At 68.6% G+C, this 10,562-nt stretch carries 7 protein-coding genes and 1 pseudogene; 4 read left to right on the top strand and 4 right to left on the bottom strand.

What is annotated here, in order from left to right:
• Positions 1-303 precede the first annotated feature (303 nt).
• Positions 304-3,909 carry a chromosome segregation protein SMC gene (gene smc / locus QHF85_RS48730; RefSeq protein ID WP_281334403.1) on the bottom strand — a complete coding sequence of 1,202 codons (3,606 nt, stop codon included), beginning with the start codon at positions 3,907-3,909 and terminating at the stop codon, positions 304-306.
• Between the two features lie 305 nt (positions 3,910-4,214).
• Here smc and QHF85_RS49885 point away from each other — a divergent pair.
• Positions 4,215-4,361: pseudogene (locus QHF85_RS49885) on the top strand (zinc ribbon domain-containing protein); the annotation flags it as partial.
• A gap of 26 nt (positions 4,362-4,387) precedes the next feature.
• Here QHF85_RS49885 and QHF85_RS48725 read toward each other — a convergent pair.
• On the bottom strand, positions 4,388-4,537 hold the full coding sequence (locus QHF85_RS48725) for a hypothetical protein (RefSeq protein WP_281334402.1): 150 nt from the start codon (positions 4,535-4,537) through the stop codon (positions 4,388-4,390).
• 248 nt (positions 4,538-4,785) lie between these two features.
• On the opposite strand from QHF85_RS48725, the gene QHF85_RS48720 reads away from it, so the two are divergent.
• Positions 4,786-5,904 (top strand): prephenate dehydratase domain-containing protein, encoded by a 1,119-nt coding sequence (locus QHF85_RS48720; protein WP_281334401.1) that lies wholly within the window; start codon positions 4,786-4,788, stop codon positions 5,902-5,904.
• On the top strand, positions 5,901-6,950 hold the full coding sequence (locus QHF85_RS48715) for a hypothetical protein (RefSeq protein WP_281334400.1): 1,050 nt from the start codon (positions 5,901-5,903) through the stop codon (positions 6,948-6,950). The genes QHF85_RS48720 and QHF85_RS48715 overlap by 4 nt, the downstream gene beginning before the upstream one ends.
• Positions 6,951-7,072: 122 nt before the next feature.
• Here the strand turns inward: QHF85_RS48715 and QHF85_RS48710 are convergent, their stop codons facing one another.
• Together QHF85_RS48710 and QHF85_RS48705 are read right to left on the bottom strand one after the other, a co-directional pair.
• On the bottom strand, positions 7,073-8,101 hold the full coding sequence (locus QHF85_RS48710) for a hypothetical protein (protein WP_281334399.1): 1,029 nt from the start codon (positions 8,099-8,101) through the stop codon (positions 7,073-7,075).
• A 262-nt stretch (positions 8,102-8,363) separates the two neighbouring features.
• Entirely contained in the window at positions 8,364-9,284 is a 921-nt protein-coding gene (locus tag QHF85_RS48705; protein WP_281334398.1) for an N-formylglutamate amidohydrolase, read from the bottom strand.
• 178 nt (positions 9,285-9,462) lie between these two features.
• Here QHF85_RS48705 and xerD point away from each other — a divergent pair, with 178 nt between their 5' ends.
• Positions 9,463-10,353 carry a site-specific tyrosine recombinase XerD gene (xerD, locus tag QHF85_RS48700; protein WP_281334397.1) on the top strand — a complete coding sequence of 297 codons (891 nt, stop codon included), beginning with the start codon at positions 9,463-9,465 and terminating at the stop codon, positions 10,351-10,353.
• The last annotated feature ends 209 nt before the right edge of the window (positions 10,354-10,562 follow it).

Raw genomic sequence — 10,562 nt, 5'->3', positions numbered from 1 at the left:
GTTCATCGAACGGGACAGGTCAAGACCGCGAGCGACCCTGCCGACCGAGGCAGCCGCGCTGACGGTTCGATCGGCGACGCTGTACCAACGGCCTGCTGGACGAACTGCGCGTAGCGCAGTTCGTCCACGAAAGGTCCAGGGCTGGCCCTGCAAAGACGTGGCGGACAGCTTAAAAGACTTTCCCCGCATCGACTGCGCTTCGCGCAGTCGATGCCCAGAGGTCCAGGGCTGGCCCTGGTCCGGGTCGAGGGGCGGATAGCCCCCGCGGGGCCCGGGGCAGAGCCCCGGCGCGGCGCCCTCTGACTACGCGACCGCCACCGTCTCGGCGGGTTTGTCCTTCGACGACTTCGCGTTCTCGTTGACCTTGACGCTCACGATGCGCGACACGCCGGGTTCCTGCATCGTCACGCCGTAGAGCACGTCGACGGACTGCATCGTGCGCTTGATGTGCGTGATCAGGATGAACTGCGAGTGCGCGGTCATCGAGCGGATGGCCTCGTTGTAACGGGCGACGTTGGCCTCGTCGAGGGGGGCGTCGACCTCGTCGAGGACGCAGAAGGGCGAGGGCTTGAACTGGAAGATGGCGAAGATGAGGCTCACGGCGGTGAGGGCCTTTTCGCCGCCGCTCATGAGCTCGATGTTGCCGAGCTTCTTGCCTGGGGGCTGCGCGAGGATCTCGATGCCCGTCTCCAGCATGTCCTCGGGGTTCGTCAGCCGAAGCTCTGCTGCGCCGCCGCGGAACATCTTGGGGAAGAGTGCTTTGAAGCGCGCGTTGATCGCGTCGAACGTCGTCTTGAAGAGCTTCTTGCACTCGCGGTTCATCTGCGCGATGGCCTTCTCCAGATCGGAGAGCGCGCTCTCGAGATCGTCCTTCTGCTGCGCGTAGTACTTGTGCCGCTCCTCGGCCTCGGCGTACTCGCGCATCGCGTCGAGGTTCACCGGGCCCATGCGATCGAGCAGCTCGCCGAGCTCCTGGATGCGCGCGCGGTGCTGCTGATCGACGGGCGCGCGCTTGTGGTAGTCGCCCACGACTGTCGGCAGGTACAGGCCGCGGAACTTTTCGCGCACGCCCTCGATGAGGTGGTTTTCCTCGATGTCGAGACGCGCGAGCGCCATCTCGTGCTGACGGAGCTTCTCCGTGGCGTCCGTCAGCTCCTGCCGGAGGCCCTTCAGATCGGCTTCCTTCGCCGCGAGGGTCTGCCGCGCCGCATCGAGCCTGCGCCGCGCGTCCTCGAGGGACGCGTGTGCTGCCTGGGCACGTTGCACGGCGTCGTCGAGCTTCTCCCGCGACAGCATCATCGTCGCGGCTGCCACGCCTGCGCCTTCCGCGCAGTCCGTCCGCTCGCCGTCGAGGCGCGCGATCCGCCCGCCGAGCTCGTCACACGACCGCGCGAGCCGCTCCACCGTCGATCGCGCTGCCGTCGCTCGCTCGCGCACGCGCGCGAGGCGCACCTTGCGCTCGGTCACCACCGATTGCTGCGCGATCACGCGTTCCTTCCACTCGGCCGCGAGCTCCTCGCTCGTCGCGAGCCTCCCGCCGACCTCCTCGCGCAGCCGACGCCCTTCTTCGAGTTTTTCGCGCGCCTCTTCTTGCTCGCCGCCTGCGTTCTCCAGCGCGTCCATGACCTCTTCGAGATCCCGCTGGACTGCGCTGCGTCGTTTCTGCGACGCGGCGAGCTGCTCCTCTGCGCGACGGAAATCCTTCTCGGCCGTCACGAGCGCGATCTCGCTCGTGTGCGCCTCGCTCCGGGCCTTGTCCACGGCTGCCGTGAGGTCGGCGATGCGCTGCCGCTCGGCCGTCTGCGCTTCGAGCAGCGCCGTCACCTGATCGCCGAGCTTCGCCACCACGTCGTGCAGCTCGCGGATCTCCCGCTTCTGCTCCAGCATCCCCGCGGCCACCGCGTCGCCCGCGCCGCCGCTCACGGTTCCATCCGGACGAACCACCGTCCCGTCGAGCGAGACGAGCGTCACCGTCGCGCCCGACGTCGCGAGCCGGATCGCCGCCTCTGCTGTGCGCACGACGACCGCGTCGCCCACGAGCGCCCGCACGAGCGGCTCGTCCTCTGCGGAGAAGCGGATCCGCTCGAACAGCGGCCCGACCACGTCTTCGCCTGACGGCAAGGCCACGGGCCCGCCGGCCACGTACCGCGGCCGGGCTGGCACGAGCGTCGCGCGCCCTTGCTTCTTCGCCGCGAGATCGCCGAGCAGCGCCGACGCGCGCTCCGTGTTCGTCACGACGATCGCTTGCAGCTTGTCGCCGAGCAGCGCCGCGAAGGCCGGGAGTAGCTCCGAGGGCGCCTCGATCCGATCGGCCACGAGGCCTACGATCGACGGATCCTTCGTCTTGAGCAGGCTCTTCGGCCCCGCGCCCACGCCTTCGAGACGCGCGTGGATCTCTTCGAGCGCACGCAGGCGACTGCGCTTCTGGTTGTGCTCGTTCTTCGCCTGCTCGACCTTGCGATCGCTCGCGACGGCCTGCTCCCGGAGCGCTTTCGCCTCGGCTTCGAGCGTGGCCCGCTGCTCGATCGAGTCCTTCTTGTGCGCGGCGAGCTCGGCGACCTGCGCCGCCAGGACCTCCCGCTTCTTTTCGAGCTCTTCCAGCTCGTAGACGAGCCGCCCGTGCTCGTCGTCGAGCTTCTCGCGGCGGATCATCATGTCCGAGAAGCGCCGCTCGTAGCCGGTCAGCATCGCCTCGGCCGCCGCGACCTTCGCCGCCGCGTCCGCCGCCTGCTTGCGCAGCCGCGACGCCTCCTGCTCGGCCTCCTTCTCGCCTGCGCGTACCTCTTCGAGACGTTCGTGCTCTTCGAGCGCCTCGCGGTTCTCGCGCTGCTCCTCGGCTGCCACGTTCTCGAGCTGCTTCTCGAGCTCTGCGCGCTCGACCCGAAGCTCCGCGATCGTCTTCTCGAGATCCTGCTGCTCGACCGTCGCTGCGGCCCTGCGCTCTTCGAGGTGCTTGAAGCGATCCTTGGCGCGGGCGAGGTCGGCCTGGAACGTGCGCACGTCGTTGTCGGCGGAGAACGCCGCGTTTTGCGCCTTCTCGGCCTGCTCCTCGCTCTGGTGCGCCGCGAGCCTTTGCACTTCGAGCTCGGCGTCGCGCGCGGCGAGCGCCGTACGAGAGGCGAGGACCTTCTCGGCGTACTCGGCCCGCGCAGCCGTCTCGCGCTGCCGCAGCACGATGATCTCCAGGAGCTTGTGCGAGGCCTCGTGCAGCATGAGGTCCTCGAGCTCCTTGCGATAGGCGAGGTACCGCTCCGCCTTCGCGGCCTGGCGCTTGAGCGACGACAGGCTGCGCGAGATCTCCGAGACGATGTCGCCGATGCGCAGCAGGTTCTGCCGCGTCTGGTCCATCTTCTGCTCGGCCTGCTTCTTCCGGGCTTTGTACTTCGTGATGCCCGCGGCCTCCTCGATCAGCATGCGCCGATCCTCGGCACGGGCCGACACGATGAGGCCGATCTTGCCCTGCTCGATGATCGAGTACGCCTTCGTGCCGACGCCGGTGCCGAGGAAGAGGTCCGTGACGTCCTTCAGGCGGACCTGCGTCTTGTTGATCAGGTACTCGCTCGTCCCGTCGCGGTAGAGCCTGCGGGTGACGGCGATCTCGGCGTAGTCCTTGTATTCGAGCGGCAGCTGCTGCGCGAGCTCGGGGTCGGTGTTGTCGAACGTGAGCGTGACCTCGGCCATGCCGTGCGGCCCGCGCGACTCCGACCCGTTGAAGATGACGTCGGCCATGCTCCGGCCGCGCAGGTGCTTGGCGCTCTGCTCGCCCATGCACCACCGGATGGAGTCGACGATGTTCGACTTGCCGCATCCGTTCGGGCCGACGATGCCCACGACGTCGACGTCGAAATGGACCACCGTCCGGTCGACGAACGACTTGAAGCCGGCAATCTCGAGCTTACGAATGCGCATCCGTCGTCACCGGCGATGGTCACAGTCACATGGCGTCACATAATGCCACGTACCGCCACGCATCGCGCAGGGCTAGGGTTACACCCGCCAGGGGGGCGCGGCAAGGTGTTCGACACCCGGGCGTAGGGGGAGCGGACGGCGCCCTACGCCACGAACCTCAGGGCGATGACCTGGACGTACGGAACGGGGACGAAAGGGCTAGCCACCGGGGCCCTGGGTGGCCAGAATGGCTGGCAGTCGCCCCGTCGTCTTGACAGGCGTCCAACGAAGCCGTACCTGCACGGCGAAATTCCGAGAGGTACTTTATGCCTACCTACGAGTACGCCTGCACGTCCTGCACCCACGAGTGGGAAACCGAGCAGTCGATTCGTGAAGATCCCCTCAAGGAGTGCCCGAGCTGCCACAAGGAGACCGCCCGACGGCAGATTTCCCGCGGCACGGGCTTCATCCTGAAGGGAGGCGGCTGGTACGCCGACCTCTACAGCTCGTCGAACAACAAGTCGTCGTCGAAGTCCGAGAGCAGCACGAGCAGCTCCGAGAGCAGCTCCTCCTCTTCGACCTCTTCGACCTCGTCGACCTCGTCCTCGGAGAGCTCGTCGAGCACGTCCTCGACGTCGTCGGCAGCCACGCCCTGAACCAGCGCGATTCCCTCGCACCGCGGGCCTCTCGTCCCGACCGTGCGAGGGCTCGGGCGCCAAGCGTTCCTTCGGCCGCGAAGCTTCCAACCGTGTGGGTTCGGGGCGCAGCTCCTTCGCGGAGCGGAGCCCCCAAACGTGTGGGGGGTTTGGGGGCGCAGCTCCTTCACGGAGCGGAGCCCCCAAACGTGTACAGGTACGCCGCCCCGCGCCGGTCCGAGGAATGCTAGGTTGTCGGGGTATGGACGAGAGAAAGCGGCTCGATGAGCTTCGTGCTCAGCTCGCGGAGATCGACCATCAGATGCTCCGCCAGCTGGAGCGTCGGGCGCGCGTCGCCCAGGACATCATCAAGCTGCGGAGCGGGACTGCTCGTTTTGCGCCCATCGCAGACGGGCAACACTTGCTCGCTCTCGAACGAGCCGCCGAGCCACCCCTGCCGCAAAGCGCGGTCCGGACAGCCTTCACCGCCATCGACGCCGCCTGCCGCGTCTTCGAGGTGGCCCCCCGCGTCGTGTTCCTCGGCTCCGAAGGCAGCTTCGGCTGGATGGCCGCGCGTGAGCACTTCGGCCCGAGCGCCGAGCTCGTCCGCGGCGAGACCGTCCTCGCCGCCCTCGACGAGGTCGCCCGCGAGCGCGCCGAGTTCGCCGTCGTGCCCTACGAGTCGCTCGAGGACGGGCCGATCTTCCCGACCATCCAGGGCATCGCCGCCGCCGATCTGAAGCTCGTCGGCGAACACGAGCTCTCGCAGGTCCTGGTCCTCGCCAACGTCACGGGCAACCTCGGCGACATCGAGAAGATCCTCGTCACACCCCAAGATCACGGCGCCACGGTCCGGTACCTGGAGTCGAACCACCCGCGGACGACCGTTCTCGACGTGCGCTCGCCCTCCGTCGCGCTCGAGCTCGCCGCAGACAACCACGGCAGCGCCGCAATCATCCCGCGCGGAGCGCTCGGCCCCGACGCACCCGTACGCGTGGCGCGCGAGAACATCGGCGACCAGGGCGAAGTGCGCATGCGGTACGGCGTCGTCTCGCGCCTGCCAGCGCCGCGCTCGGGCTCCGACGCGACGGCGCTGCTCTTCGGCGTGCACGACAAGCCCGGCGCGCTGCACGAGATCCTCCAGCACTTCAAGGAGCGGAGCTGCAACCTACGCCGCATCCAGTCGCGGCCCGTGCCGGGCGAGGGCTGGGAGTACGTATTTTACGTCGAGGTCTTCGGCCACGTGACCGACAGAAACCTCGTCGCCGCCCTCGAGGGGATCAAGCGAGAGGCGAAGATGCTCAAGATCGTGGGCTCTTTCCCGCTCGAGCGGCCCACGCACGTCACGCCCGAGGCGGAGGATCGTCGTCGAACGTCATGACCTTTGCGGCAGCTCGCGCCCGATCGGCGCGCTTCTTGGCTTTGGCCCTCTTCACCACGCTCCTGCCCCTCGGGCCCTCCGGCTGCGGCGGCGGAGAGCAGAACGTCGTCCTCGTCGGCGGCCGGCAGGTCGATCCCGCGGTGATCGATCGTGATCCCGTCGCGCTCCTGCCATCGAGCCCCGTGATGCTCGGCTATCTCGACGCCGCAGCGATGTTCCAGTCGAGCCTCGGCCCCGACGTCGGCTCGATCATCACGGCCGTCTTACCGCTCGGCCCCGAGTCGAACTTCGTCCCCTCGCGCGACGTGACGCGCATCTACGGCGGGATCTACGCCATGCAGGGCGCAGATTTCTGCGCGGTAATCCAAGGCAACTTCGACGTCGCCTCGATCCACCGCGCCGCCGAGGCACGCACGAAGGTGAGCTCGGGCCTGCCCCTCGTGCGCACGCGCTACGCAGACATGGACCTGTACACGGCAGGGAACGTGGGCTTCGTGCTGCTCACGCCGCACACAGCGCTGACAGGCAACGAGACGGGCATGCGTCGCGCGCTCGATCGGCTGCGGACCTCGGAGATCAAGCGCGTGGTGTCGCCATGGATGATCGAGCTCCTGAACACCCCGAACGCAGCCTTCGCGCTCGCAGGCGACATCAGCGGGCAGGGGACCGTCGAGGCGACGACGCAGAAGATGCCATTCCTCGCAGGGCTGCAGAAGGTGCGAACGATCGGCAATTTCCAGCCGCCAGGCATGAACTTCGCCGGTTCGCTCACGTACGCAGACACAGCGACGGCGGCAGCCGGGACGACAAACCTCGCAGATCTGCAGAAGCTCACCGGCTTCATGGGCCTGCTCTCGTCGCTCGGGCTCATGGGCCCCGTGCCGCAAATGCAGGTGGCGCAGCGAGAGAACGACGTCGCATTCACGATGCCCGTCGACACGTCCTTCGCGCGGTTCCTGCTGGGGATGCTCGGCGACGTCGCAAAGAAAGCAACGACCGGCCAGGCGCCGTCGAGTGGGTGGGTCTGGCCGCTGCTGACGCGCTGAGTGTTGAGGCGGCGTTTCGCCGGGGTTTCACCCCGGGCCCGACCAGGGGTTGTCCACCCCTGGACCCGGACCAGGGCCAGCCCTGGACCTCCGGTGCATCGACCGCGATGCGGTCGATGCAATCAGTCCGAGGAGGACCAGTCCGACGTCGTCGGCGGCGCCGCGCGCCTCCGCGGCTTTTCGGGGACCGCTGCGTGGATGTCGATCCGCCGCGCGTCATCCGAGAGCCGCCACGCGAGGATCTGGAAGAGCCCCAGCGCGGAGAGCCCCGTCGCCGCCACGAACGCCAAAGCAGCAAGGACGACGCTCGTCGGGCCCTGCCACGTCGCAAACGCGCCCGGATGGCTCAGATCCGACATCGCGAGCTCCGTGCCGAGCCCACAGAGCACCCCGAGGCCCACGTACGTGCCAGCCCCCGTCGTCTCCGAACCCATGAAGCCCACGAGCGCCGCAGCAACCACGCCGATCGCCACGAACGATCCCACCGTCGCAAGCTCCGGCAACAGCGCAGCCAGGCGCAGCCCCGTGAGAATCACGAACGGCAAGGCACACAGGAACGCGCCCCCGAGCAGCCATCGGGCCCCGGCATACGCACGGTAGCGAGCGCGGAAGAGCAGCGCCGCAGGCAAGGTCGTCGCAGCGAGCAAGCGCGCAAAGCCGAGCACGGGCGCACTTGCGGCGATCCCCGCAGCAGGACCAGCGCCCCCCAACCCCACGAGCGCCGTGAGCATCCCGAGGACGAGCATGGCCACGCCACGGTGGCGATACGTCACGCGAGTCAGCGCAGCCGCGAGCGTGACGCCGCCGAGCAAGAAACACGGGAGCGCAGCCGACGTACCGCCCGGACGCACCCCCAGTAGCGGAAGCGCGCCGAGCCCCGCAAAGCCAAGGCCCACGGCAGCACACCAGAACCGCGCAGCCTGCCGCGAGGGCTCGATCGGCGCGAGGTCCTCCATGAGCGCCTCGGACGCGAGCAGCGGCTTGACCGGCGTCTCACGCGGGCGCTCTTCGCTCTGCGGCGAGGACAGAACGTGTGAGGGAGGGGGAGACGACGTCGTCGCCGAGGTCGCCGGGAAAGGCGTCGTCTCGGCAGGAGAAACGACCTTGCGGGAGACCCCGCTCACCGCGACGCCGTCGGAGGACGCTTCCACGCCATCCGCCACCGCCGCCGCACCATCCGCCGCGCCCTCCGCGACGAGAGCAAGCTCCCGAGGCTTCGAGCGAGGGGCGCTCGCAGGCGCCTCGGCAGGTTCGGCTTCGGCGTTCGCCTTCGGGGCCGTCGTGGCGGCAGGGTCGCTGCGGCGCGCCGATGGCGGCGGTTCGCTCGACGCCGTCCCGGCGGGGGCCGTCCTCGACGAGGCCGGGCTGTCCATGTTCTGCGCTGGAGAGGCCATCTGGATCGCCCGCGGTCGATCAGGTACCGCCCGGAGCATACCCCCGGAGGGCGTCGAGCGTCGTGGGGTTTTCGGCGAAGGCGAGGCGGGCAACAAGGGTGCGAGCGAATTCTCGCACACTCTGGAAGCCCTGTGGATCCGTCCGTAACGTCGATTCGTCCATGTAGAGCCGTCGAGAGATCTCGACCTGGATGGCGTGGATGCCGCTCGCCGGGGTCCCGTAGTGGCCCGTCGAGAATCCACCGCGATAGGGGTCGTCGTGGCGCACTGTGTAGCCGCAAGAGCGCGCGTGTCGATCCACCACGTCGATCACGGCCGCAGACGCGGTCGTCCGGCCGCGGGTGCCAGGGACGATGTCAGCCCGGGCGACCCCGGCGTTCTCATGGCCGCGGCGGGCCTGGCTCGGCATCGAGTGCGCGCAAAGGAGGATGGCAAACCCGAAGCGGGCGCGCTTGCGGGCAAGGAGTTGTTCGAGGACGCGGTGGTAGGGGCGGTAGACGAGGTCGAGGCGGCGCTCGAGCTCGGCCCGGGGGAGCCTGCGCGAGAGGATGGGCTCGCCATCCGTGGTGAGGCGCCAGATGAGGCCGCGCGGCCAAGGCGCCCGGCCTCCGCCATCGACGGCGTCGTGGTCGACATCCTGCTCGCCGCGGTTCAGGTCGACGACGTACCGGCTCGTCCGCGCATAAAGCAGCGTGGCCCCCTCGGCAGGCGCGTCCTCGAAGAGGGCGTCGACGTACAGGTCGGCATCGCGGGCGATGCTGCGCGCAGGCGCGACGGTGAACGACAAGCTCTCGGCATCGAGAGACAGACCCGCGTGGGGCACCTCGACGACCACGGGAGTCTCGCCGCCCTTGGGTTCGATGACCTCGAACTGGATGCCGGGCGGCACGGCTCCGCCGGCGGAGCGGAGCCCCCAATCGTCGTACCGGGGATCGACCACGGCGAACACTCTTACCCCATAAAGCGCCCGGCCGCAGGTGAAGCGCTCGAAGGAGCACGGATGGGCCTCTTGTCTCGTTCGTGCGTCCGCCCCATGTACGCACCTTCCGTCCGCGCCACTCCCCCTTGCACTTCGCGCATTTCTTCGGCGAAGCGGGGAGGAGCGGTACGCTCGCCGCGTGGACCTACACGCCTGGGTAGACGCGTACCTGGATCACCTGCGTGTCGAGCGAGCGCTGTCGCCGCGCACGCTGGAGGCATACGCCCGAGACCTCGGCAAACTCTGCGCCCTCTGCGAGGAAAACGGGATCAAGTCCCCAGGCGAGCTCGACGCGACGGTTGTCTCGACGTACCTCGTCGAGCTCGGCAGGCAGGGGCTCGGCGCGCGTTCGGCGACGCGGCACCTCTCAGCGGTGCGAGGTTTCTCGAAGTTCCTGCTGCGAGAGCGGGCCATCTCCGCGGACCCGGCCGCACTCGTGGAGCGGCCGCGAACGAGCCGCAAGCTGCCGAAGGTGCTCTCCGTGGACGAGATCGGGCGCATCCTAGAGGCGCCAGATCGCTCGTCGTTCCGGGGCCTGCGCGACCGAGCGATGCTGCACGTGATGTACGCCGCGGGGCTCCGCGTGAGCGAGGTCGTGGGCCTCAAGATCGCAGACGTCGATCGGAAGCAAGGCGTCGTGTTCGCCTTCGGCAAAGGCAGCAAGCGGCGCATCGTGCCCCTCGGAGAGCCCGCGCTCGACGCGCTCGACGCCTATCTGGCCGTCCGAAAAGACCATCCACGCGCCGCAATGACGCCCGCGCTCTTCCTGTCACCCCGAGGCAAACCGCTGACGCGGCAAGGGGTCTGGAAGCTACTCGGCGCCTACGCACGCGGCGTCGGCGTGACCAAGCCGAGCTCCCCGCACAAGCTGCGTCACTCGTTCGCGACGCACCTGCTCGAAGGAGGCGCGGATCTGCGGAGCGTGCAGGCCCTCCTCGGGCACGCAGACATCACGACGACAGAGATCTACACGCACCTCACGGACGATCACGTCCGCACGGTGTACCGGCGCGCGCATCCGCGGTCGTGAGGGCTCGCTGAGGCTGTTTCGCTGGGGCTTTGCCCCAGGCCCCAGCAGGGGTTGTCCACCCCTGCACCCGGACCAGCGCAAGCGCTGGACTCGTGGTCGATGAACTGCGCGATGCGCAGTTCATCGAACGGGCCAGGGTCAAGACCGCAACCGACGCTGCCAACCAAGACAGCCGCGCTGAGGGTTCAACGGGCGACGCGGTACCAACA

The organism is Polyangium sp. 6x1, from assembly GCF_029946515.1.
In the GTDB taxonomy this organism is placed as follows: domain Bacteria; phylum Myxococcota_A; class Polyangia; order Polyangiales; family Polyangiaceae; genus Polyangium.
Note: the sequence above shows the minus strand (reverse complement) of the source record. Positions and strands in the feature narration are given on the sequence as shown.

What these genes read in the sequence shown, in the direction of transcription:
- smc (WP_281334403.1), bottom strand. Translation starts at nt 3,909, where the DNA reads ATGCGCATTCGTAAGCTCGAGATTGCCGGCTTCAAGTCGTTCGTCGAC.
- QHF85_RS48715 (WP_281334400.1), top strand. Translation starts at nt 5,901, where the DNA reads ATGACCTTTGCGGCAGCTCGCGCCCGATCGGCGCGCTTCTTGGCTTTG.
- QHF85_RS48720 (WP_281334401.1), top strand. Translation starts at nt 4,786, where the DNA reads ATGGACGAGAGAAAGCGGCTCGATGAGCTTCGTGCTCAGCTCGCGGAG.